Source organism: Stieleria neptunia, assembly GCF_007754155.1.
In the GTDB taxonomy this organism is placed as follows: Bacteria; Planctomycetota; Planctomycetia; order Pirellulales; family Pirellulaceae; genus Stieleria; species Stieleria neptunia.
In genome coordinates this window covers 8237563-8262749 of the sequence record NZ_CP037423.1, presented here as the reverse complement: position 1 = coordinate 8262749, position 25187 = coordinate 8237563, and the positions used below count along the sequence as shown (strand labels likewise).

The 25187-nt window shown below is 59.1% G+C and carries 16 protein-coding genes; 9 read left to right on the top strand and 7 right to left on the bottom strand.

The features are described 5' to 3' along the window. The first annotated feature begins 295 nt into the window (after window positions 1-295). From Enr13x_RS28785 to Enr13x_RS28770, 4 genes are all read left to right on the top strand, one after another. Window positions 296-1609: a hypothetical protein gene (locus tag Enr13x_RS28785; RefSeq protein WP_145390309.1), complete on the top strand. Its 1314-nt coding sequence runs from the start codon at window positions 296-298 to the stop codon at window positions 1607-1609. A gap of 236 nt (window positions 1610-1845) precedes the next feature. Beyond that, window positions 1846-3399: an outer membrane protein assembly factor BamB family protein gene (locus tag Enr13x_RS28780; protein WP_197455425.1), complete on the top strand. Its 1554-nt coding sequence runs from the start codon at window positions 1846-1848 to the stop codon at window positions 3397-3399. A gap of 195 nt (window positions 3400-3594) precedes the next feature. Further along, entirely contained in the window at window positions 3595-4842 is a 1248-nt protein-coding gene (locus Enr13x_RS28775; RefSeq protein WP_145390307.1) for an HD-GYP domain-containing protein, read from the top strand. A 277-nt stretch (window positions 4843-5119) separates the two neighbouring features. After that, window positions 5120-7507 carry a TonB-dependent receptor gene (locus Enr13x_RS28770; RefSeq protein WP_145390306.1) on the top strand — a complete coding sequence of 796 codons (2388 nt, stop codon included), beginning with the start codon at window positions 5120-5122 and terminating at the stop codon, window positions 7505-7507. 180 nt (window positions 7508-7687) lie between these two features. On the opposite strand, the gene Enr13x_RS28765 is transcribed toward Enr13x_RS28770, so the two are convergent. Then, a complete protein-coding gene (locus Enr13x_RS28765; protein ID WP_197455424.1) occupies window positions 7688-10039 on the bottom strand; it encodes a right-handed parallel beta-helix repeat-containing protein in 2352 nt (783 codons plus the stop codon). 392 nt (window positions 10040-10431) lie between these two features. Between Enr13x_RS28765 and Enr13x_RS28760 the strand changes: the two genes are divergently transcribed. From Enr13x_RS28760 to Enr13x_RS28745, 4 genes are all read left to right on the top strand, one after another. Further along, window positions 10432-10944, top strand: a complete 513-nt coding sequence (locus Enr13x_RS28760) for an RNA polymerase sigma factor (RefSeq protein ID WP_145390304.1) — start codon at window positions 10432-10434, stop codon at window positions 10942-10944. Window positions 10945-10950: 6 nt separating this feature from the next. After that, window positions 10951-11589, top strand: coding sequence for a hypothetical protein (locus Enr13x_RS28755; RefSeq protein ID WP_145390303.1), 639 nt, complete (start codon window positions 10951-10953; stop codon window positions 11587-11589). Window positions 11590-11749: 160 nt separating this feature from the next. Beyond that, the gene (locus tag Enr13x_RS28750; protein WP_145390302.1) at window positions 11750-13258 is read left to right on the top strand and encodes a hypothetical protein; all 1509 of its coding nucleotides are present in this window, start codon (window positions 11750-11752) and stop codon (window positions 13256-13258) included. Continuing rightward, window positions 13258-14760 carry a DUF1559 family PulG-like putative transporter gene (locus Enr13x_RS28745; protein WP_145390301.1) on the top strand — a complete coding sequence of 501 codons (1503 nt, stop codon included), beginning with the start codon at window positions 13258-13260 and terminating at the stop codon, window positions 14758-14760. Before Enr13x_RS28750 ends, Enr13x_RS28745 begins: the two co-directional genes overlap by 1 nt. A gap of 923 nt (window positions 14761-15683) precedes the next feature. Here the strand turns inward: Enr13x_RS28745 and Enr13x_RS28740 are convergent. From Enr13x_RS28740 to Enr13x_RS28730, 3 genes are all read right to left on the bottom strand, one after another. Then, window positions 15684-18722, bottom strand: a complete 3039-nt coding sequence (locus Enr13x_RS28740; RefSeq protein WP_145390300.1) for a CRTAC1 family protein — start codon at window positions 18720-18722, stop codon at window positions 15684-15686. A gap of 25 nt (window positions 18723-18747) precedes the next feature. Continuing rightward, window positions 18748-18948 carry a hypothetical protein gene (locus tag Enr13x_RS28735; RefSeq protein WP_145390299.1) on the bottom strand — a complete coding sequence of 67 codons (201 nt, stop codon included), beginning with the start codon at window positions 18946-18948 and terminating at the stop codon, window positions 18748-18750. Between the two features lie 136 nt (window positions 18949-19084). Continuing rightward, the gene (locus Enr13x_RS28730; protein ID WP_145390298.1) at window positions 19085-20311 is read right to left on the bottom strand and encodes a DUF1559 domain-containing protein; all 1227 of its coding nucleotides are present in this window, start codon (window positions 20309-20311) and stop codon (window positions 19085-19087) included. Window positions 20312-20572: 261 nt separating this feature from the next. Between Enr13x_RS28730 and Enr13x_RS28725 the strand changes: the two genes are divergently transcribed. Then, window positions 20573-21460, top strand: coding sequence for an AraC family transcriptional regulator (locus tag Enr13x_RS28725; RefSeq protein ID WP_145390297.1), 888 nt, complete (start codon window positions 20573-20575; stop codon window positions 21458-21460). A 390-nt stretch (window positions 21461-21850) separates the two neighbouring features. Here the strand turns inward: Enr13x_RS28725 and Enr13x_RS28720 are convergent, their stop codons facing one another. From Enr13x_RS28720 to tkt, 3 genes are all read right to left on the bottom strand, one after another. Continuing rightward, window positions 21851-22291 (bottom strand): ExbD/TolR family protein, encoded by a 441-nt coding sequence (locus tag Enr13x_RS28720; RefSeq protein WP_145390296.1) that lies wholly within the window; start codon window positions 22289-22291, stop codon window positions 21851-21853. 4 nt (window positions 22292-22295) lie between these two features. Further along, complete coding sequence (locus Enr13x_RS28715; protein ID WP_145390295.1) at window positions 22296-22712, bottom strand: ExbD/TolR family protein; 417 nt, start codon at window positions 22710-22712, stop codon at window positions 22296-22298. Between the two features lie 280 nt (window positions 22713-22992). Beyond that, window positions 22993-25038, bottom strand: a complete 2046-nt coding sequence (tkt, locus tag Enr13x_RS28710; protein ID WP_145390294.1) for a transketolase — start codon at window positions 25036-25038, stop codon at window positions 22993-22995. Window positions 25039-25187 lie beyond the last annotated feature (149 nt).

The window sequence follows — 25187 nt, the reverse complement described above, 5'->3', positions numbered from 1 at the left end:
TTGAACTTATTGTGCCGCGGGTGAGATGGGCATCAGTAACGGGGGATGCAGCAACCGTTGGTGTTTAGCCGTCAGGGATCGTCTAGCTTCACGCGACTGCTTTTCGCGGGTACGTGCTTTTCGCGGGTACGTGCTTTTCGCGGGTACGATGGCCCTTCCGGGCCGTCGTCCGGAGGGCTCGCCCCGACGACCTAGAAGGGACGTCGTACAACGGATCCGATGCCCGCAACATCGCAGGCCGTTGGTTGCCACCGGTTCAGCGCGTCGTCTAGACTGAATGGTCTGGAGGCTTGCGATGCACAACCAATCCGATGCCCAACCGGCCGGCGATGAACCCCGATCACCGCTCGAGCAACATCTTGATCGGCTGGAGGTGTTGAAGATCGGTTTGCGGAACTCCTTCGGAATCGATCTGCGGACGGCGTCACGACCGGTTCACAATGACGACGGCGAAACCCGGTCGCAACGGTTTCATTATCTGCCCGAAGTGTTTCCGTTTCTCGAAACCAGGGTGGCGTCGCTGGGAAAGAAACGGCGTCGAGCGTACGAGTCGATCAAGGAACGGGCGGTCGAATCGTTTTGGGAACTTTATTCCGATTTTCAACCGATGTTGCAATCGGTCGCCGAATCGTCAGGCGTGGACGCCGACCGGCTTGATCCGGTCCTGGGGCGTTCGCTGCTGTTGTTTGACGCATCGCGGCGAACCAAGTGGGTGACCTACTTGGAAAAGTCACTGCGCGAATCGGTCAAGAATCTGCGTGGCGAAGTCTACGCCCGGCAGCTCGGTTTGCCTTTGTCAGCCGGCCGTTTGGTGCCGCAGATGCAATGGGTGCTACAGCGGGCGGCGATGCAGTCGGGGCGGCAATTGTCGGCCGAAGAATCGGATGCCGCCGTGATTGATTTTCTGACGCAACATCGTTCGAAATTTGGCCGAGAAACGATGCGACGGATCGCCGACGTCATGCGCTGCGGTCGCCGTGATGTGTCGCTGGATACCTGTCACGAATGGCTTGAACCATCGGCCGGTCAGGGAAAAAGCGTTTCCGGCCCAGGCAACGATGGTTGGATCGATGAGCGGGAGGAAGGCGAGTTCCAATTGCGGCAAATCCATGCCGCGATCCGACGCGCGGGGTTTGGCGCCGAGGAGCGTTGTGTGGTGCTTCAGCGATTGGATTTGCCCCACGATCAGGCCCGCTACGAACGCGTCGCATCGGCGGTCACCACGGCGTCGTTGCGGAAGCGCGCCACGCGGCTGTTGGTCCGTTTGATGGCTGCCCGCTATGCACCGCAGGCTCCGCGATTCGGCGGATTGCTCCATCGGACGGCGTCGGCTGGGGGAGCGGAGTTGCGTCAGACGCTGGCGGAACTTGCGGCCCAGCGCGGCTGCCCGAGCGAGGCGCTGGCGGCCGAGCTTCTCAATTGGATGTCGCTGAGCACCAGCGTCTATCGCCTCTCGATCGCCCAGCGGGGGCGCGCCGCGGAGTATCTCTGGGGCGATACCGGCACCGTTCTCGCTTCGGGGACGTTTCAAAAACTGAAGGCGGCGTTGATCGAACAGGAGCGGCTCGGGTTTCCCTGTTGGAACGAAGACGCCTCGCTGAGCCGTTGAAAAAACGCCTCGCCGGGCATCAGAATCGCTCCGGCGGCCGGAGAACGCGGTGCAAAAGGCAAGCTTTCGATGGCCAAGCGTTACGAATCGACTAGAATTTAGGCACGGGAGCGCCACGACCGTCGTCGGGCGACCCCTCTGCAGAGCCGTTTTGGCGGGTATCGCCGACGCTTTGAAAGCCGATCCACCCTCTTCTTCCATTGTTAATGATGAAACGAAACACCATTCTTTCAGTAATGGTCTTGTTCGCCTTTGCGCCTCCGATCGGCGCGCCGGTCGAGTGCAACGCCGAGGAATTGATGTCGCCCCGGACCGCGGTTCGATTGGGATTGGAAGAGGTCTGGCGGCGGCAAATGCGAGTTCCCGCCGGTGCCGGGTCCATCGTCGATCAACAGATCATCGTCCACGAAGCCGACCCGCAAGAGTTTGTCGAGGTGGTCACCAAGGCGACCGAGGGCCAGGAGCCGACGGTTCTGTTTCAAATTCCGACCGATCAAATCGGTTCCGATGGAATGCCGATCGGTAAAGAGGAAGCCGAACGACTGGCCCGACGCGAAGTGAGGATGATGGAGCGTCGGTACCCGGATCTGTCGGTCACGTCCAAAACGGTACCGCGCATCAAGCTTTACACCGCGGCCAACAACGGGACGCTGGAATGCCGCGACGCCGAAACCGGGACCCCGATTTGGATGACCCAGGTCGGCGACGCTCAGCTGAACTTTGGACGGATGGGAATCGACGACGCATTCGTCACGATCACCAACGGCGGCAATCTGATCAAGATCGACGCCACCAACGGCGAACCGATCACCACCGTGCGGACCACCAGCATGCCGCTTTACGGCGCGATCCATGCCGGCGACTTTTCCTTGGTGCCGACCATCCGCAACGGCGTCGAAGGCTACCCGCTGCGGGACATCACCCGGGACCCGTTCATGGAAATCGTTTCCGGGTTGGCGCTCGAGCCGCCGACCAAATCGCCGACGTCATCGAAAATTGCATGGGCGACCGATCGGGGATTCGTCTACGTGATGGAGCTTTCCGGCGAACCGTCGGTCCTGTTCCGTCTGAACACCGACGGAATCGTCAGCGGACGCATCGCCTCGGCCGACGGCGATCGATTTTTCTTCGGCAGCGAATCGGGGCAGGTCTACGGGGTGCGTGCGACGCGAACCGGGCGTGTGTTGTGGAGCCAACCTTACGGTGAACCCTTCTACAAGGCTCCATTTTTGGTCAACGGACTCGTGCTTTTGCCTTCCGCTTACGGCAATCTCTTCGCCATCGACGAACAGACCGGCTTGGGGGTTTGGGATCGGGCGATCCCGAATGTCGACGAAATCATTGGCGGGTTTGGCAACTTGCTCTTCGTCCGACTTCTCAGCCAGAGCTTTGCCGCCATCGATTTGGAAGCCGGCAAAATCGTCGACGTCGACAACTCGCTCAAGCCGATCAAGTTGCTCGTCAATCGCAGCACCGATCGGTTGTACCTGGTCAATTCCATCGGGACGGTACAGTGCCTGCGAGCGACCGGCGCGAACAGCCCGACCATCCGACGCGCCACCGATAGCGGTGATCCAGAGGACGCCGAGGAAGGGACCGACGCACCCGAAGCCGCGGCACCGGTCGTTCCGGCAACCGATCCCTTCGGCGCCGGGGGCGACCCCTTCGGAGCCGGCGCGGCCGACCCCTTCGGCGCGGGGAATGCCGGTGGTGCCGAAATGGCCGACCCGTTTGGGGCACCCGCCGACGCCGGAAACGACCCCTTCGGCGGTGATCCATTTGGAAATTGACCGTCGTCCTAATGCGTTCAGGTCGCAAAATCAGACGGCCTGACAGGGGGATTCTCGGTACGCATCGCGGGAACGGTGACCGACGTGCCGATGCGCTCATAGCGTTCAGAGTCATGTCGTCGGGGTGGTCGGGAATCTGCTTCCCGCCGGCCGCGTCGACCCCTCTGCCCCCCGAGCTCCGTTCGCGGTGTCGCTATGTTTTCGCAACCGTCGCCATCGACCGACCCCACGCCGTCGATCACGTTTTGCGGTGATCCATCAGCGGTTTCAACCGGCCCGGATGCCAGCCCCAACGTCCTGGCGTCGGAAGTCGATCAACTGGCCGATGCGTTGGCGGCCCGGTTCGAAGAATTGACCCTGATCCATGGTTTGACTCAACGCCTGGCCAGCAGTTTGACGCTGACCGAGCAATCGAATCAAGTCGCACGTTCGCTGTTGGATGAACTGGCGCCCTGCATCGCCTCGTCGATTCTCGCGATCCATCTGTTCCCAGGGGCGGGGCCGGAGGAAAGCACCACGGATCGATCGGCGATGCTGCCGCTGCGTTATTCCGATGAGATTTTCGAAATCGTCGGACACCCGATCGCCGACAGCGAACTGGTCGCCATCGTGCAGGCCACGCGGGCGAAATCCAAGCAACGCACCGGTGATTCGGAGGGCGTCGCGCTGGTCAACGATTTGCAACTGGGCAACGGAAACCGTCTGCGCGCCGTCGTGGTTCCGATTCATCGCGGAACGACTTCGTTGGGGCAAATGGTTGCGATTCGTACGGTGGACCAGCCCGAATTCGGAACGATCGAAGCCGACATGATGTCGTCGACATCGACCATGCTCGCCGTCCATCTGCTGAACCAACAGCAGTACCAGCAGATGCAGGGCATGTTCGAAAGCATGATTCAATCCCTCGCTTCGGCGTTGGATGCGAAAGACGCCTACACCTGTGGACACAGCAATCGCGTCGCAGAACTCTCGTTCCAACTCGCCGCACGCCTCGGTTATGACGACCATGCCCTGGCGAACATCCGGATGGGCGGCATCCTGCACGACATCGGAAAGATCGGAGTCGACGATTCGGTGTTGCGCAAGCCCACGCGGTTGACCGACGAAGAGTTTGAACAGATCAAACGGCATCCCGTGTTGGGCTATGACATCTTGAAAGGGATCGAACAATTCCGTCCAATCTTGCCGGCGGTGCGACACCACCACGAGTCTTGGGACGGATCGGGCTACCCCGACGGACTCGCCGGGAACGACATCCCGCGTGACGCCCAAATCGTGGCCGTTGCCGACGCCTTCGACGCGATGTCCAGCGATCGGCCTTACCGACCCGGCATGGAAATCGAAAAAGTGGTGAAGATCTTTCGCGAAGGACGAGGCATCCAGTGGGCCGCTGACGTCGTCGACACCCTGCTCAGCCTGCCGAATCTACAGCAACACTCCTAGTGGCCTAAGCTTCCAGCTTGCGACCCTCGAAGTGGCGTAAGCTTCCAGCTTGCGATCCCGACAGCAACGCTGTCGTCCCACCACTTCCAACTCGCCCCCAGCCCTGCCCACTGGGCCTGTCCGCAAACCCTCTCCGTTGCGCGAGTCGGTTTGCGTCAAATCTGCCGGTTCGAAACAACTTTCATCAACCCGACCCTGTCGTCTTTTCGACATCTGCATAAGACTGTGCACGAAACAGGGATGGTGAGTACCGCGAGCAAGGATGCTGCGATCACGGATGCGTCGAACCTCAAGAATTCTCTCTCGCTTCGATCGACGAAAACCGATCACGGCACGACCGCTGGCGATGTCATCTGCGTTGTTCCTGATGGCGGCATTCGTCGGCCCGCTCGCGGACCAACAAGCGTCCGGACAGACCTTTCCCGAACCCGACGGGGCGTCACAGGACGTTTCGCAGCCAGACGAAGCGGAGGCGTTGAAGGAATCGCTTCAACAGCCGATCGCCCCGGGACGAGGGGCCGCAAACGCCGATGCGAAACCAAGCGGCAACACGACGGATTTGGCGGCCGACGCGCGACTCGGCAAACTGTTCGGCGCGGTCAATCAAGTGGACGATCTGCCGCCTTCTCGAGAGGTGTTGGCCAACTCGCCCGCCTCCGATGCCGTCTTGCGTGCCGAAGCGTTGGGGCGTCGCACGTCCGACTTGGGTGACTTGCTACGACGCTCCAAATCCGCGCATGGGATCTCCGTGCAAAACCGAACTCCGATCATCACCGACACACGGGTTCGCGGTCAACGCGTCGGCCAGGTGCTCGCCTCGGGCTCCTATTGGGCGCCCGCTCGGATGGACCTGGACACGATGATGAGCAAGATCGACTCGCGGCTGGTCCAAGACGTCGTTCTGATCAAAGGGCCGTACGCCAGTCGCTACGGGCCGGGCTTTCGCTTCGTCGACTTGGAATTTCTTCAATCACCTCGTTTCGAACAGGGGTACGAGGGACACGGATCAACCAGTGTGACGTACAACACCAACGGCGAACAACTTTATGGCCGCCAGTCGTACTGGGGCGGCAACGAAGACTACGGATTCCATATCAGCTACGGCCATCGGACCGGCAACGACTACGAAACCGGCCAAGACGACTTCTTCATCCCCGCCAGCTACAAGTCGCGTGACCTGTTCGTGGCGTTCGGTTTTGACTTGACCGATCACCAGAAACTTGAGCTGAACCTGTTACGGCTCGATCAAACCGATGTCGAGTTTCCCGGATTGGTCACCGACCTGAACTTCTTGGTCACCGACGGCTACGAGGTCACGTACACCAACGACATGCCCCACTTTGCCGATCGATTCACCGCCGAGGTCTGGTACAACCGGACGCGATTCGAAGGCGACACCCGTCGTCCCGCAAAGCATCGCCAAATCCCCTTGCTGCGACAGACGTTTTATCCGTCTTCCTTCGGCGCCGACGACGGACTGACCGTGACCGATGGCGACGCGTTGTCGGGCGGCTATCGGCTGGAATCCACCTTTGACACGAATTCGGGCCAGATCGCGTTGGGAACCGACCTGATCTATTTGAACCAGGAACTCAACGAATTTGACGTCTACGACCCGGACACCAACGACAACAACTACCCGATCCCACGCAGTGATTCGCTGGACATCGGACTCTATCTGGAGAACCTGTCCCAAGTCACCGAGGACGTCTTGGTGACCGGGGGCGTTCGCCTGGATGGTGTCTTCACCGATTCGCGAGACACGGTCGTCGGTGTCGAGGATCCCTTGAGCGAACTCGAAGACACGACGCTCGACAAGGACTTCTTTCTCGGCGCGGCTTTCTTAACCGCCACACGGCAACTCGGACGCGGATGGACCGCCAACGCAGGTGTGGGGTTCGCCATGCGGCAGCCGACGCTGACGGAAATGTACTCCGAATACACCTACATCGGTTCCCTGCAACGCGGCTTGACGTTCCTGGACGGTGACCCCGACTTGGACCCCGAACGGTTGTACCAATACGACTTAGGCATTCAGTACCAACAAGAATCCGTTCAACTCGGTGCCCATGTCCATCATGCGTACATCGAAGATTACATCACCTACGACCTGCTTGACCCGGCCGGAACCACCGACGGGTTCCAGACCGGGGCCCGTTTCGTCAACACCGATTTGGCAACGTTGTGGGGCATGGAGGCCTATGGGCAAACCGACCTGACCCAGATGTTCTCGGTGTTCGGGATCGTCACCTATTTGGAAGGCCGCGATCGCAGTCGTCTCGACCCCGCCCGGTTGTCCGCCTTCGATTCCCGTAGTGCCAACGATACCGTCGATGCGGAACCGTTGCCCGGCATCGCCCCCTTGGAAGGCCGATTGGGAGTGTTGATCCAAGACCCGTCCCCTCAGCGACGCTGGGGTGTGGAACTGTTCGCCCGAGTGGTCGACAATCAAGACCAAGTGGCGGCGACGTTGGAAGAAGTCGCGACCCCGGGATTCACCGTTTACAACATCCGCACCTATCGACGTTTCGGGGCTCTGCTGGTCACCAGCGGGATCGAAAACGTGACCGACAAATTCTACCGCGAACACCTCGACTATCGGTCGGGCTTGGGAGTGTTTCGCCCCGGCATCGGATTCTATACCGGTGCGGAATTGACGTATTGAACAGCGAGCTGAAAACGAGTGGGATAGGCTTCCAGCCTGTCATTTCAGCCTTGACGAACCATCTAATATCCGCTGATTGTTTAGCGGCAGGACGCAAGCCCTCCGGTCTTTCTCGATGCAACCGGACGGCTCGCGCCGTTCCGCTACGACGGTCCCCAGCCCGCAAACGCCCCGCGGCGATCAGAAGTCATCGCCACCCGCGTTGCCGCTTCCCACGTTGCCTGACGACGTGCCGCTGTTGATCCCCGTGTAGCCCTGGTCGGCGTTGTCGTTGGACTCGTTGTTGGAAACCGTTCCAAAGTTCTCGACCAGATCGACCCCGTCGTCAAAGTTACCCTCGGCATAGTTGTCGTCGAACAAGCCGTTGTTTTGATTGAAGTAGAAACCGTCTTCGGCATTTCCGATCGCTTGGTTTCCCGTCATCAGGTGATCGTTGCTATAGAACTGAAAGCCATCGTTCCAGTTGCTGATCGCTTCGTTGTCGCTGAACGTGTCAAGGTTGTAGGAGAAATCGTATCCGTCGTCGTCGTTGCCGATCGCTTGGTTTCGCGCAATCGTTCCCGCATTGTGCTTGAAATCAAACCCATTGGATCCATTCTGTTCAGCCATGTTGTCTTCGAAATCGCCGAAATTGTTGCGGAACTCGAAACCGTTGAACGAGTTCGATCCGGCATAGTTTCCGCTGATCGTGCCCGCGGTATCGTTGAGTGTAAATCCGTTTCCAAAGTTGAAAACGGACACGTTGTCTTGGATCGTGTCGTAGTTGTCTTCGAACCAGAAACCGTCTAGGAAATTGTCGAAGGCGACGTTGTCGCTGACCAGGCCGTTGTTGGTTTCCACTTCGAACCCGGACGAAGCGTTGTCGGTCGATTCGTTCTCGCTGATGTCGCCGTCGTTGAAGCCCACCACGAAACCGGACATCGTGTTCTCGATCGCTTCGTTCTGGAAGATCAAGCCGTCGTTGTAGGCCAGCAGGTAGCCCTGTTCGCCGTTTTCCGTGGCGCGATTCGCCGTGACCGTACCGCTGTTGGATGCGATCACGAACCCCGCTGCGCGATTGTCTTGTGACGTGTTTCGATCAAGTATTCCGTTGTTGTCGTCGATCCAGAAGCCGGCTTCGGCGTTGTCAAAGGCGCGGTTTCCCGTCAACGAACTGTCTGCGTCCAGCACCGCGAAACGGAACCCATCATCGGCCGCGTCGGAGACTTCGTTGTCAAACAGATGGACGTTGACCAGATCGTCGTAACCCGTGCCGTTGTCGCTGGAAATTCCGTGCAGTCCGCCCTCGATGCTGAAGTGGCCGACCCGGGCGTTGTTTGCCATAACGATCACCGATTGGGTCTCGTCGCTGCCGCGAAGATGGATCGGGGTTCCGAAACGTGCCACGGCGCCCGTGTCAGCACCCTTGACCATAAACCCGCCGCCCAGCAAGTTCTGTCCGTCTTGCACGACGATCGAGTTGCCCAGTTCCAGTTCACCGGCGGAACCATCCAGAATGACCGTGTCGGTCGTCGACGTTGCGACGGCGTCGGGAACATCGTCCGTCTCGGCATCCAGGACTGTGACCGAACCGATGGCGAAGTCGTGTTCGGCGTGCAATGCCGCTTCTTGACCGCCCGGCGTCGGCGTCGCTTGTGTGACCACGTCGATGTCGCGGACGATGACGTCCGTCATCCGGCGTTGCATCACGCACATGCGTCGCGATCGTCCGCGATCGGTCCCCAGCGGCAAACGGACGGCGATGACGCCAGCGGACTGATCGCCGCGGACGTCGTCATGCTGGTATTGGACGCCCAGCGTCAATCGAGAATCGAGCCCCAACCAAGGCAAATCGTAGCAGCGCCATTCGGCACGCAGACGCGGTCCGGCCACCGAACGCGCGTTAACCGAATCGGTGTCGAAATGAAAAAAGCCGGCAAACCCTCGGATTTCGCTGTCGCACCATTGCGGCTTTCGCCATAGCAACGCACCGACTTCGCCGTCAAACCCCTGATAGGCTCGCTCTTCGTTGTTCTGGACCACCAGGTTGCCGTTTGAAATCACGGCCGTCGGCGCAACCGCAGTTTCAGAACCGCCTTCGGGCAGGTAGCCGTTGACCCGCAAATCAAATCGCCGCGTCAACAGTTCCGCACCGATCGTCCCCTGTTGAAACCAATTGCCATTGGCGGATTGTTTCAAGTCATAAAAGCCATAGGCGCCCAGAATGCACTCACAGTCCATCAGATGTCGAATCGCCAGGCCCCAATTTCCTTCTCCACCACCCACATCAGCAAACTGTCCCCGCACGTCGGCGAACAGCAGGCTGGAGTCATTCCAAAACAACGGGAGGAACATGTCGGTGTGCAACCGCACGTCTTCGTCACTCGGGCGAACCCCTGCCGCCACATACGGTCGGTAAACATCGTCATCATAGGGGGCAACGCCTAACGAATCGGTCGCAGACGACGTCGCAGCGATACAGATCAGGTTGATGATCAGGCAGCCGATCCATGACGAAAGCGTTTGAAGCTTGAGACGTCCATGTTCGTTCACGATACTATCCTGGTTGACAATCAATGAGAATCGATAACTTGGTGTCGCCTCCATGGTCCGCACGCTGGGAAACGTGCTCACATGGTCAATATCGGAATCCGGCCAAGACGATTGAATCCGATCTCGCAGAGAAATCTGAATCCTTGACGGCGAGTTGTTCGGTGGTAGGGCGTTCGGCATGGCGTCGGCCCCTGGCGACTCGCCCGGTTTCTCTCCGCGTGCGATTCATCTTTTCGCTTGAGCCATTCGCCGAGGTCTTAATGAGGGAGTTGCCTCAACACGCCACGCCCATCGTCGGTTTTTAAAATTCTTTGACGCAAACCCGTTCCGGCGGTGTCTTCTTTCCGACAGCCGACTCCTTTTCACTTCAGCCTTGCCTGCCAGACAGATCCATGCAGCCAGACGGGAACTCGGCGCCGAAATTCGAATACTCAGCGTTGGTGCGCAGTTTGGGTCCCGGTTTGACGCTGCTGGCGCAACAATGGTGCGCCGTGCCGGAGGACGTCGTGCAAGAAGCATTCCTCAAACTGTTTCATCAAACACCGTTTCCGGACAATCCACGTGCCTGGATGTTCAAAGTCGTTCGTCGGGATGCCTTGAACGCGTCACGTTCCCAGTCACGCCGAAAAAGACGCGAGCAGATCAGTCGTGGCGAACGCGTCAATTGGTTTTGTGACAGCATCGAAGAATCACTCGATGGCGAATTGGTAACCCGCGCCTTGAAGAGTCAACCGGGTCCGATTCGAGAGATTCTGGTGTTGCGATTGTGGAATGAACTTTCGTTCGACGAAATCGCCGAGCTGGCCGGGATTTCGCCGCGGACGGCCTCGCGTCGCTACCAATCAGGGCTTCAGGCCATTCGATCTCAACTGAACATCAAACTCGAAGATTTCACCAGGGGATAGTTCGAAATGACCCTTCCAGACCCATTGCCGGATCCGACCGAAAACGAGGTCGGTGACGGAGAGCAAACGCGTGTCGAGGATTCGCTTCGGTCATTGACGCCCAAGGGATTCGACACGGATCAATTGGTGTATCGCGCCGGTTTCCAGGACGGATACCGACAGGGGCAAGCAACACCACTCGTTGCGTCATCCGAGCAGGCTGGCGAAAGACAAACTCGATCGCGCCGTCTCAGTGGCGGTTCCGCCGTTGTCGGCGGCATGGTCGGTGCACTGGCGGCAAGTCTGATCATCCTGATGTCTACGCGAGACGCTCGCGACGGCATGGGAGGGCCCCAAACCGCCGGTCCGCGGGTTTCCCCGACTGCCGAGACGAGCCTCCAACCGTCGTTGGATTCACGCCCCAAGACGAAATCTCGAAGCGAGCCGATTGCTGCGGGAGCGTTGGTCTCGACCGATCCGCTCGACCGGACGCTGTCGTTGGGCGGCGTGCTCGGCACCCGTTCGCTTTATCGTCCCCGCGTGGACGACGATTTTCAATCCGTTTCGGTCAACGGGGGAGAACGTTCCGCCGGGCCACCACCGCCGGCGAAGGTTTCTTTGCCACTTCGCCACGCGCTGCTCCGTGAAGTTGAGCGAAGTTCCTAGTACTGCGCCAACGCTAAGTTTTAGGGTCAGCAAGAAAGTGGCGTAAGCTTCCAGCTTGCGTTTCACGAGTGAAACGAGACGGCAAGCTGGAAGCTTACCCCACTTCTAAAGACAGACAAAGCACGAGTGCCTTGAACCACTTTTAATGAAGGACATCACAATGAGATTGAGATTCATACGCGGGCTGCTCGTTTGCGTGATTGGTATGACCTGCTTGTCCACGACTACCAAGTCGTATGCGCAAGAAGTCGATTCGCAGACGCTCGTGGTTCGCCCCATGGCAGTCGCCGATCCGCCACTGACGCATTCACTGTTGCCGCAGCTCAGGGATCAGATCCCCGGCAATGCGGTGGTCTGGTATGGACAGGTCTACGCGGAGCAACAAGCGTTACTGCAGAACCATGATCTGTGGAGCAAAATCGGTGAACTGGTCAACTTGTCCCCGAATGAATTGGCCGAAGACCATTCACAATTCAAATGGCTCGGCAGTCAGCCCGTCGACCGTGGCGTGTTCGGGTCGCTCCAGAAAGCAGCCCGCTCACGGCATTGTGACTGGCAACTGCTCAATACCGACGAGCCGTACTTTGAAATTTTGCTGCCGGAAGTTCAACGTGCACGATCGTACTCGCGGCTGATTGTGTTACGGGTCAAGTACCAAATCGCCGAAGGGCGTTTCGACGATGCGGTGGAATCACTGCAGCTGGGATTTGCGTTGGCAAAACATGTCGCTCAAGGAGACACGTTGGTTTGCACACTCGTGGCAATCGGGATCGAAGACATGATGGCTGATTGTCTGTTCGATTGGGTGCAGCAAGCCAACGCTCCTAATCTCGCCTGGGCATTAGCCGAACTGCCGGACCCGCTGGTCGATCTACGTCCGGGGCTTGATGCCGAGTTGATTGGTCTTGAATCCACTTATCCACTGTTTGCCCAGGCCAGGCAAATCGTGCAGCGGCAACCCGATCGCGATGATCCATCCCAGGACGAATCTCAATCGACTTTCAAACGCCGAAACAACCGGTGTTTCGTCGAGTGGTCCACGGATCATTGGACCGATGCCCTGCGCGATTTCTGGGATCGATCCGATCTGTTCGGCGGCAATCGCAATCGCTCACGCCCCGCCTTGGGACTTCTGGTCATGGAGGCATACCCCAAGGCAAAGGCAAGTTTGATCCGGGCAGGCTATCCGGCAGCCCAAGTCGAAGCGTTCTCGGTCGCTCAGGCGATCGCGGTGCAGAGCTACAACGCGCATCAACGAAAGATTCAGAACATGGTGCGTTGGGCCTACCAGCCGACGTCGATCGCCTTGGCAGGTCTGCGGCAAGAATCCGACGCGGACGCGCCGACTCCGCCGGCGCTACCCGTCGATGAAATGCTCGGCAGTTCCATCCAAACCGTTGTTCATCGGCAAGCAAACGTTCAACGGAAGGTTGCAGCGTTGCGAGTGATCGAAGCCCTCCGAGATCACGCCGCTTCTCACGGCGGCGAACTGCCCGCCTCGATCGATGAAATCGAGGTTCTGCCGGTTCCCAACGATCCCGCCACTGGAACACCGTTTACGTATTCTCGCGATGGATCGACGATCCGAATTGCCACCGAAGATGAACCGTCCGCCAAATTGTCATTCCGTCCGATTGAAATCGAAATCCGCACACAAGGAGATTTATAATGCATTCAATATCTTGTCGTTGGAGTCCGAAAGATCATGCGGCATGCCGAAGCGTCCGTTGGATGGGTGCGATTGTCGGTGCAGTCTGCTCATTGAACGCGATCGCAGTGACGGCCAACGCGGTGGATCCATCCACCGTACTTTCCGTCGTCGATGAAAACGCGATCGCGATTGTTCGCATCGACCCCCAATCGTTCCACCAATTGCCGGACGCCGAATCGGCTTATCTGCGGTTGGCCGGAAACTCCTTGCCCGAGCACACGCGGAAGGCGATCGATCCTGTCTTGGAAATGAAGGATTTGACGGAAGCCTATCTGCTGTTCAGTGCGTCCGAGACGAGCCAGGTGCCATTCACTCGCGATCCAATCGTTGTCATGTCCGCAGACACGGATCAGACGGTGGCGGTGGGTGATGGTGGCGACGGCTTGGGGCAGACCAAGAAGGTCGGGTCAGCCATGGTCGCCGGCAATCTGGCGAGGTTAAACTTTGATCGTTTAGGGAAGCCGTCCGAAGCCCGGAAAGTTTTCCGCGCCGCCTTCTCGGCTCTCGATCCGGCGCCTCTGCAGTTTGCCGTTTATCTCAATGCTGATCGTCGACGGTCGATCAAGGAGTTCGGTCTTGCCGATCTGGAACGCTTGTTCCCCATCGATACCAATCAGCTTGCCGAAGTGGATTGGATCTCCGGCGCTGCCTATCCGGCCGGAGCGGCGGGCATCGAATTCATCTTTCACGTCGCCGACGGCGAAGACGCCAGCGCGACAAAAACCGCGATTCGCAAAAGCCTCCAGGAGCGGATTTCCGCGCCGCTTGAGATCCAAAAAAGCAGCGATGTCAATGATCGCACCCTCCGAATACAGTTGGGTGCCGATGCGGGGAGCCGCCAATTGCAGACCTGGTCGATGGAGGCGAGACGGAAAATCGCAAACGCGCGACTGCGACGGATTGCGTTGGGATTGCACAACTATCACTCCGCCTATAGCCGACTCCCTTCTCCCGTGATCGCCGACAAAAGCAGCAAACCGCTACTCAGTTGGCGAGTCGCGTTGTTGCCGTTCCTGGGCAAAGCCGAATACAAGCTTTATCAATCGTTTCGTCTGAACGAACCGTGGGACAGCGAACACAACCGTCCGCTTGCGGATCAAATGCCGGATGTCTTTGCCGTCGATGCATCCGCCGCAAATGGAAACCGTTCGACCGTTGCCATCCCTGTCGGCGAGGGACTGTTTTTCGACGGCGACGAGCCCAAGTTCCGCGACATCATCGACGGACTCTCGAACACGATCATGGTGTTCGAAACGTCCGACAAACACGCCGAGATCTGGACTAAGCCTGCCAATCCGACGCCGTCGCAATCGAACCTGGATGAAGTGCTCGGAGGCCACTTCGGCGACGAGGCGGTTGTGGTTCACGGCGACGGATCGGTTCACTGGATCAAACCCCAGTCCTTAGGCCAATCACTCTGGGGACGGTTCACCCGAAACGGAAAGGAACCGTACGAGTGATGGCCCGTGCTGTCGGTGCAACCGGGGACGATGGCCCTTCCGGGCCGTCGCGCATTGCTCATCGCAATGATAACTGGGGGCGTTGAACATAATCGAATGGTTAACCGCTGCGATGGTCGACTTGCGTTCGCGGTGGGCTGAAGTTACTTGGGGCTGCGGGCCGTAAGGCTGACGCCAGAGTCTTTTATCCCCTGGCCATAGGTCGTCAGCGTTTTGGTGCGACAACCGTCTTGATCTCTTGTGGCCCATCGGGTGATTCACCGGCGCACGACTCCCCCGTCACTTGCGTCGTGTGATCGAGATTGTTTTTCTTTGACTCAAAGACGAATCCGACCAAACGCACGACGCGGCGATGCTTGGGAGTCGTGCGCCTTTGGATGTTTCGTAGTGCACCAATGAGGTGCGTTTGCTTTTTGAGCCCGTTCCCTTTTCGAGCGAAGTCGGTTAGACCCGGAGGGTCGACAGACTGGATGCCGGTGGCGTGAGCCCAATGTCATCTACTTTGGCACTAGAGGTGTTAGCGGAACGGCGCGAGCCGTCCGGTTGCGCTTCAAAAACACCGTGAAAGACCGGAGGGCTCGCGCCCTACCGCTAACAAAGACACCCCGCTTGGCGTCAAAGTAGATGGCATTGGGCGTGAGCCACCGGAAATGGTTTCGAGGAGTCTGTGAGGCCCAGCGGGCCGACACAAGATCCCCGCTTCTGGTTAATCCCGCGGTTCAGTTGACGGAATGTGCCGGCCTTTCAGGCCTCCGTGATCGAAGTCATTCTCTTCCGGTGGCTGACGCGACCGGCAAACATTGTGCCAGCCCTCCGGGCCTGATCACGAATAAACATAGGAAACGTTAGAGTCGGGGATTTTCTAAGTCATCGGCTCAAGCGTCTAATCATCTTGTGTTGGCATTGCCACACCGATGACGCACCTACATCCCAGAGCCGAGACTCTGCGATTCCCGTGCGACCGCGAACGCGTGGTCGTCGCCCTGGACGATCAGATAGGTTTGATCTTGGCCCAGTTGATAGTGGTCTTCGCTCGCGTCCGGCCACTTGACCGAGACGCTGATCGAGTCGTCATGCCGGTGGTCTGGCCCCAAACCGAAGTGAATCAAACGTTCATTCGCACAGTAAAAGCCGTCACCGGCAACCAGCGGGGCCAGTCGGGTGAGGTGATCGGTTTGGATGGTCACCGTCGCTCCGACCGCATCACGCGAGCAATCCACACCGACCAGGCGAAATCGGACCCAATGATGATCGACGGGGGTCCGGTTCATCAGGACCGTGAACGGCTCGGTCTGGTGGGTGATCGCCAAATCGTTGCGGCCGTCGCGATCGGCATCGAGTGTCCACATCGCGCGGCCAACATGCTCTCGCCCCACGTAGCCCTCCGACGCATCAAACTCAAACGCCTCAAAGCGGGAACCCGACACGCGGTGGAGCACTTGCATCTGCTGGGCGTAGCTCGATGGCGGTTCCGCGTCTTGGTAAACATGCCCGTTGGCGATCGCCAGTTCAAGGTTCGCATCGTTGTCAAAGTCAACCGCTTGGGTGCCGAACCCGAGTTGTGAAAAACTGACGTCCACCAGTCCCCGTAGCGCCGTTCGGTCGGCCCAAATTCCGCGTTCGGTTTGTTCATAGAAGGTGTTGTGTTCCTGTTCAAAATTCGTCACGAACAGATCGATGTCGCCGTCGGTATCCAAATCCGCGGTCGCGATACCCATGCAAGCCTGCGGTCGGAAGCGGGCGTCGACCGCCAGCCCACGCAACGTGGCCGACTCCTTCATTCCGTCTTGCCGGTTGAAGGTCCAGAAATGGTTATGGGTCATGTCATTGGCCACAAACACATCGATGCCGTCCGTCGCGTCCAGATCACCGACGACCAGTCCCAACCCGCGTCCGGGCTGCAATGGTGCCGCCGCCCAGCGGTCCGTGACCTCCTCAAATCCTCCCCGCGGCCGCCCTCGAAAGAACGCATCTCGATCGGCGGCAAATTTTGTCGGCAGGCAGGGGCTGACCGCGCCGTCCTCCTTGCGACAGGTGACGGTGGCGGCATCCATTCCCGCGCAATACTTCAGGCAAATGAAGTCCGAGATGCCGTCGCCGTCCAGATCGGCGATCGCCCCGCTGGTCGACCACGGGGATTCGCGATCGGTCGAAAGCCAGTTGTCTCGCGGGGAAAACGTGCCGTCACCGTTGTTGATCAGGATTCGATCCGTCCCGTAGTTGAGGACGGCCAAATCGGGGAACCCATCCTCATTGACGTCGCCGAACGTGACTCCCTGGGCGAAACCCGTGTCGCCGGCGTCTGTCGTGTGCGTCACGTCGGCAAAGCGGCCCCCCAGATTGCGAAACATCGAATTATTGGGCGAATCGAATTGTCCGGGCGTGCCGCCCGCGGCGGCGACATACAGATCGGGCCATCCGTCGAGGTCGTAGTCGACGGCGCAGCCCCCCGATTCCATCTGCGCATACAAGGGAACCCCGTCCGCTTCGCGACGATGCCACCGGGCGTTGGCTTCGGTGACCAAGCCCAATGCTTCCGTCTCGTCCCGCAATACCGGTTTGACCGACGGTCGGATCAGTGCGTCCGATCGGTTCGACGTCGGACTTGCGATCAGGTCGGTCTCCGGCATCGGATAGTGACGGAGGTCCAGGTTTGCCAGCAGCGGGGGCGGGGCCTGTCGCCAAGGGGTGTCCGCGGTGAGTCGATCGACAATCGATTGCCGCATCGCGCGAACGGACGCGGCGTCGTCATCTGGGATCGTCATCGCGTACGCGGTCCAAGCCTCCGCCTCCCACAAGCGTCCCAGTTCGACGAGCGTCTTGGACATTTGGATGATGATCGCGTTGGAGCGATTTCCGAGTTTGTACAGTCGTTCCTTCTCTTGGCTGAACCGGCTCAGCAGTTGGGCGCGTTGATTGACCGCCGTGATGGTCGCTTTGTCGATCGACGCTCCGCTGCGGCGGAGTTGTTCAAGAGTCCGCGCGAGCTTTGCCAGGACCTCGCCGACATCCGGGTTCTTGCGAACGGATTCCAGGTAGGCCCTGGCGGCCTGTTCACGGTTTCCCCTTCGTCCCGCGACATCGCCAAGCAGTGCCCAGTATTGCCAGCGGTCTTTGGTTTCGTCGGTGACGCACTCCAGCCATTCGCCGATCCGATCGAGTTGATGCGAATACACGATGTACTGACCGAACAGAATTTGGGCGGGCGTGTAATTCGGGCTGTGCCGCAGAATTTCGAGAATCGTCTCTTCGACTTCGTTCCATTTCCCCAAGTCGACGTTTGAACGAACCTCGGCAATTTTCAATCGTGGGTCGTCCGGGTTTCGATTTTGCAACTCCTTCATCGAATGGGTTTCCATGTTGCGTTGCTCGATCGTGGCGAGCGAAAACAACAGGACGCGATCAAACTGGCGCTCGCGAACAAGGATTCTGCCATGCGGGGTTGCGCGATGGTGGTCTTCCGCGTTGACCAAAAAATCAAACAGCAACCGTCGCGATTCATGCCTTTCGGGATACGCGGCGACGACTTGATCCAGCAGCTCGATCAGTTCGAACAACCGCCCCGTTCCCACAAACGCCAGCACGGCGTTTTGGACCAATTGTTCATCGGCGAATCCGTCCGCGACGGCGGCTTCGGCCACCAGCTCCGCGGCGACGGCCGGCTGGCCGGTGGCGAACGCGACGTCGGCAGCCAGGCGAAGGATCGCGACGTCATTGGGATACCGCAGCAACGCGGCGCGGGACAGTTTTTCCGCCGTCGCGTGTTCACGCCTGTCCATGGCATGCCGAATGCGATCGATCGCCGCGTCTCGGGAGTCGCCCTTCGCCATCGCTTCAGGCGACTCTGTCTCCTCCGTCTCTTGGCGTGACAAAGGATCACCCGGTCCGCCGCAGCCCGTCGAGAGCAGCAGCGCGAACGTCAGTGTGACGAGGCCCGGGGGCGTCTCGATGATCGATCTCATGACAGGACCTCTTCGCACTCTGTGCTTAGTAGTCCTTGATCCCTTCCTTGGCTGCCGCTTCCATTCCGGCCTTCATTTGGGCCTGCTCTTCCTGCAGTATTCGGTTGTACTCGTCGACATCCGATTGCTGGGCCCCCTCGACGACGCTGGTGGTGCCTTCGCTCCCGCATCCGACGGCCAGCAAGCACGAAGTCGCGAGGATCAGTCCGTAAAAAAGTTTTGACATGATACGTGGTGTAAGGTTTGAAAATGAAACGTGGATCGCAGCGACGCGGCAGACGCGTGCGCTGATCTGATCTGATTTGATCTGACAGAAAATAGATTGCCGCCCGGGACGCGAGCGGCAATCCACGAACGCGCTGTTACTGATTCAGCTGCTCTTCAATCGTCTCGTTTGCGGCGCGGGTTCCGAGTGCACCCCACAAGCCGTACGGACTCTTGCTGCCTGGATTCCGGTACGCGTTGACGCCGAGCGCATTTTGGTCCCCCGACTCGACCGAGTCGGTCATGAAGATGACCGCACCGTCGGCCATCAGGATATGAGCCCCGCCCTGGTGTCGGCTGGACGCGGTGTACCAACCCGAATTGCCGGAGTTCTGCTCGGTGCAGATCGGGTCGTTGGGAGGCGACGCGGTGAAGAAACCGGACGAGTTGGGGATATGCTCAGCCCAGCGGAATCCGCGGCCGCTGGTGGCGCCGACGGTCGCCGTGGACGGTGCCCAAAAACGCGGGCGTTCGGGATCGACCAATGAATCACAATCGGTCGGCGGGAAGTTGCGGATGAAGGACCACCCACGGTTGGTCGCGATCGTTCGAGTGTCTTTGTCGCCCAGGTCGGTCGCGATCTCGCCGGCCGCGACCGTGTTGGAAAGCCCGTCAAGGATGTCACGGAACTTCGTCGATTTGTGGGTCACGAACACGCCGCGTCCGGCCCCATTGATCTCGATCGAAAGTGTTTGGTTCGGGCGGCCGAGCGGTGCCGAACCGTTCCCCCACGCACCCTGGTGAGCCCGTTCGGCTGAATCGCCCAGGCAAGCGGCGTAGTTGGTCCGTCCCAACGCCGGCAAGCCGACTCCGGGGTCGCTGGGGCATCGAAGCGTTGGAATTTCGCTGGCCCATGGCGTGTAGAGGATCTCATCGGGAGTCGGCCCCATCGGGGAAAAATTGGCACCGTTGCGAAGCGCCTCGGCACCGCCATTGCCGCTCGCATTGGGAGGCGAGTTGCCGAGCGAGTCGCGGTTGCCGGGATTCGAAATCTGATCCCAAATGGCTTGTTGCTCCATGAACGGCGTCAATCCGACCAGATAGCTCAAACGACCGTTGTTCGAAATCTCCGAGGGACGCCAGATGTGCCGGGTGATGTTGTCGGTGGTGCCGCCGCCATGCATCGGTAGGCTCTTGTACGCGGCGTGATAATTGTGCATCGCAATTCCGATCTGCTTGAAATTGTTACTGCAACTCATGCGGCGCGCCGCCTCCCGCGCGGCCTGGACGGCGGGCAGCAGAAGCCCCACCAGAATCCCGATGATGGCAATCACCACCAACAGTTCGACGAGCGTGAATCCCTTGCGGGCAGGTGTCCGAATCATCGTAAAAAGCCTCTGAATGTTACGGAAAGAAGATTGCTGTGGACGCAGGGCGACGCCGCTACAATTGACATCGTGGAAAACGATGTAGTGGAAAGAACAGGGCGTTGATGCGCACAGACAAGATGAGAATGAGCTAATATCACCCCTTGGAGCGTTTTTTACATAGCCAATTTCAACCGGGGATAGCTATTCTTAAACTGAAGAAACGATGCGAGAATGGAGGGATCCGGTCGTCTTTTGTGAACAATTGGAGGTGTCTCGATGGGCAGTGATCCTGAGTTCATCTCGCGGCAGACCAAGGAATCGAAGCGTTTTTACCTCGATTTGAACCCGCCGCCGGACCAGCGGCTGTCGGTGGTTTGCGGTGGCGTGGAGCGGATGTTGCCGGACTACATTGTGGAACGTTCCGGCTTTCCCTACTTCGGGATCGAGCTGGTCACCGAAGGCCACGGATGGCTCAAGTTGCAAGGCAAGCGTTTTCGTCTTTCCCGCGGCGTGGTGTTCGCTTACGGCCCGGGTATCCAGCATCGCATCGAGAATGCACCGCCTGGCGCGATGCGAAAATACTATCTCGACATCTCTGGATGGGAGGCGCCGTCGCTGGTTTCAGCGGCCGGCTTGCTGAGTGGAAAACCGGTGATCACATCCCGTGTCGGAGAATTGACCGAGCTGTGGGACACGATCGATCGTGAAGCGGGTGAGAACACGCGTTTTTCACCCGAGATTTGCCAGCTTGTCACACGCACCCTGCTGATCAAGATTCGCCAGCGGCAGATCACAACCGGCGAAAAGTCTATTCCAAAGTCCTTTCAAACCTACGAGCACGTCCGCGCGTTCATCGAGAAAAACTATCTGGATCTTTCCACGATCGAACAGGTCGCCCAAGCCTGTCAGATCACGCCGATCTACGTGTCGCGTCTGTTCAAGAAACACGCCTCGATCGGAGCGTATCAGTTTCTCATTCGACTGCGGATGCACCATGCGGTCGAGCTGTTGCTGCACGAACAAATGAAAGTCAGGGATGTCGCGGACGTGATGGGCTTTGCCGACCCGTTTCAGTTTTCCAGGGCATTCAAGCGTGTGTATGGAGTCGCGCCGTCAAACCTGGTCAGTCGACATCAGAGTTCATCGCTGCCCGAGCCGCGTTGATTCGCGCGGATCATCGTTTGCAGTGGCGGTGGATCACGTGGACGAAGAATCGAGCTTGGAGGACGTCCTCACCTCGGGTGACTTCGATGTCGCCGCCGCTTCGCAGCGGCCCAGGGCGGCTAAAGCCTGCACATTAGCGCATGTTGGTGTCTAGCCTTCAGGGGCCGTCCAGCTTAGGACGATCACTTTGCGGATGTACGACGGCCCTTCCGGGCCGTCGTCCGCTGGACTCCCGACGACGACCTGGAAAGGACGTCGTACACCCCTCCGCCGACCACCTCTCACCCATTCGGTCAGATCATTCAGATTCGTCACGTTTCGCATCGCTCCTAAGCTGGACGGTTCCTTCAGGCGATTCTCGGAGTCGCAAGCTGGAAGCTTACGCCACGGTCATTCCGTGGCGTACAGGACGCGGTCGGCGCCGGCGGCGCGGGCCGCGTCGTAGGCGGCGACCGTGCGATCCATCGTCACTTCGGCCTCGGGGTCGATGATCACCGGTGGCTGCACGCCCAATGCGATCACTTCGGCCAACCGTGATTGCAACGCCTCGACCGATTCGATCCGCTGGCCGCCGAATTCGATCACGGGCAATCCGTTTCGCACCAACAATTTGACCACGATCTCGTCGAACGCTTCCACCGGAGGCGGCTGGTCGGTGTTGGCTTCGCTGCCGCCGGCGGGGACTTCGGCCAGGGCGCTCGGCAAGTCGTACTCCGGGGTCTCGAAACTGCTGGTCCAGACGAAGAAGATCAACAGCAAAAAAACGACGTCGATCATCGGCGTCATTTTGACTTCCAACGCACCCGTTCGACCATGGCTGGGTAATCGCATGGCGCTAACCCTGTTCCTTGACGGCCAATTTGATGTCCAGCAACCCTAGCTCGGACGATGCTTTCAAGATCGGCTCGATGTTTCCGTACGGGACGGCGCCGTCGGTGCGGATTCGCAGCGAAGCCGATTCGCCGTCACGACGTACGACGTCATTCAGGATCGCGTCGAGCCCGGCTTCGTCCAGGATCTTGCCGCCGACAAGGATTTGACGGTCACGGTTGACGGTGATGGTCACCGAGACCGGATCGATGCTGAGCGGATTGTGCGTCGAGGCAACGGGCAACTCGACGGGCAATCGCGATTCCTGACGCGCCAGATGGCTGGACACCAGAAAGAAGATGATCAGCAGGAATACGACGTCGATCATCGGCGTCATGTTGGCACCGGTGAAGGGTCGGTTCTGCTGATTGGGGATCTTCATCCGCTCGGCAACCTGTTGATTAAAAGCCGAATGGTCACTCGATCAGCCCGTTCGCGTCAACATCCGACCTGCTTCGGAAGTCACCCTCCTGGCAGGAGGGTCGAGCGAAGCGAGGGGAGGTCGATTGGTTGTGACGGAGTGATTTCGAGCAACATAGACCCTCCCCGCGTCGTCGTAAACTCCTCCGCGACCCTCCCAGGGGGAGGGTGACGTCGACTCTTGTGACTGGTGTCGATACCGATGCCCAGGGGGAGAGTGACGACAACCCGTGGAGAACGCATCAACCTCCGGCGGCTGCGATCACGGCGTCTTCGTTGATGCCGAAGTGCTCGTAGACTTCTGAATAAGGTCCGCTGGCGCCGTAGCCGGACATGCCGACAAATTTGCCTTGCAGCCCGATCCAACGGTCCCACGACATTCTCAGTCCCGCTTCAACGGCCACGCGGTTGGTGACTGCCGGCGGCAACACTTGATCTTGGTAGGCTTGGCTTTGCTCGGCAAAGATGTCCATGCAAGGCATGCTGACGACGCGGACCTTCTTGCCGGCTGCGGTCAGTTTTTCGGCCGCCGTGACGCACAATCCGAGTTCGCTGCCGCTGCCCATCAAGATCACATCCGGTGTGCCTTCACAGTCCGACAGCACGTAACCGCCCTTGGCACATCCCGACGCGGCGGCGTACTTGGTTCGGCACAGCGTGGCCATGTTTTGGCGTGACAGCACCATCGCGGCGGGATGATCGGTGATCTCCATCGCGGCTCGATAGCACTCGGCGACTTCGTTGGCGTCACCGGGGCGGAACACATTCAGTCCCGGAATCGCACGGCACGCCGAGAGGTGTTCGACCGGTTGGTGGGTCGGACCGTCTTCGCCGACGCCGATCGAATCGTGCGTCAGGATGTACAGGATCGGCTGGTGCATGATCGATGACAGACGCATCGCACCACGCATGTAGTCGGTAAACACGAAGAACGTCGCCGCATAGCCGCGCAGCCCCGTCAGGCAGATGCCGTTGACAATGCCGGCCATGGCGTGTTCGCGAATGCCGAAGTGCAGGTTGCGACCGGCATACTGACTCGGCAAGAAGTCTCCGGCACCGTCGAACTTCAAATCACTCTTGTTGCTGGGTGCCAAGTCGGCCGAACCGCCGATCATGAAGGGCACGTTCTTGGCGATCGCGTTGAGCACCTTGCCGCTGCTGTTGCGGGTCGCGTCGCCTTTTTCGCTGGCTTCGAATTCCGGGATGTCTTTGTCCCAGCCCTCGGGCAGCTTGCGATCGAAGATCGCTTGCAACTCGGCCGCCTTTTCGGGGTTGGCCGACTGATACGCCGCCCAGGTTTCATTCCATTTCTGGTAATCGGCGGCACCGCGCTGGCCGAGGTTGTTGGCGAAGTGCTCGACCACGCCGTCGGGGATGTGGAATTTTTCTTCGGGCGGAAAACCGTAGGCTTTCTTGGCCAGTTCGACTTCGTCCCAGCCCAGCGGCGCCCCGTGTGCGCCGTGTGTGTTTTGCTTGTTCGGGGCACCCCAACCGATGATCGTCTTGCAGATGATGATGGTCGGCTTGTCGGTGCAGCTGCGAAAGTTTTCGATCGCCTTGGACAGGTTGGACAATTCGTTGACGTCGGAAACGTGGATGACGTTCCAGCCGAGGCCTTCGAATCGTTTGCCGACGTCTTCGGAAAACGACAAACTGGTGTCGCCTTCGATCGTGATGCTGTTGTCATCGTACAGCCAGCACAGGTTGTCCAGTTTCAGGTGCCCGGCGACCGAAGCGGCTTCGCAGGCGACGCCTTCCATCAAATCGCCGTCGCTGCAGAGGGCAAAGACGTTGTAATCGAACAGCTTGTGTTGGTCGGTGTTGTAGTTTTCGGCCAGCCACTTTTGGCTCATCGCCATGCCGACGCTGTTGCTGACGCCCGCTCCGAGCGGTCCGGTCGTGGTTTCGATTCCCGCCGCTTCGGCGTATTCCGGGTGCCCGGCACAAACGCTTCCGATCTGACGAAAGTTCTTGATGTCGTCCAGCTTGATCGACAGTTCGTCCAGGACCTTGCCGTCTTTGTCGGTCGCTTTGACGCCGGCCAGGTGCAGCGTGCTGTAGAGCAGCATCGACGCGTGACCGCAGGAAAGGACAAACCGGTCACGGTTGGGCCAATTCGGATTCGCCGGATCATATTGCATCGTGTGATTGAACAACTGATAGGCGATCGGGGCCAGCGCCATCGGTGTCCCGGGGTGACCGCTGTTGGCAGTCTGGACCGCATCCATGCTGAGGGAGCGAATGGTGTCGACCGCGAGGGTCTCAAGATCAGTCGATGCAACACTCATTTTGCGTGGTCTATTTCGTCGAGAGAGGAAGAAAATTTCGTTTCGGCCAGCCGCAAAAGGTACCGCGTTTGTGGGGATTTCGAAAGGGTCGACGGACAACGGTCGCGTCAACACCCCGCTTTTCCCGGTCCAAACGCGTGATTTTTTTG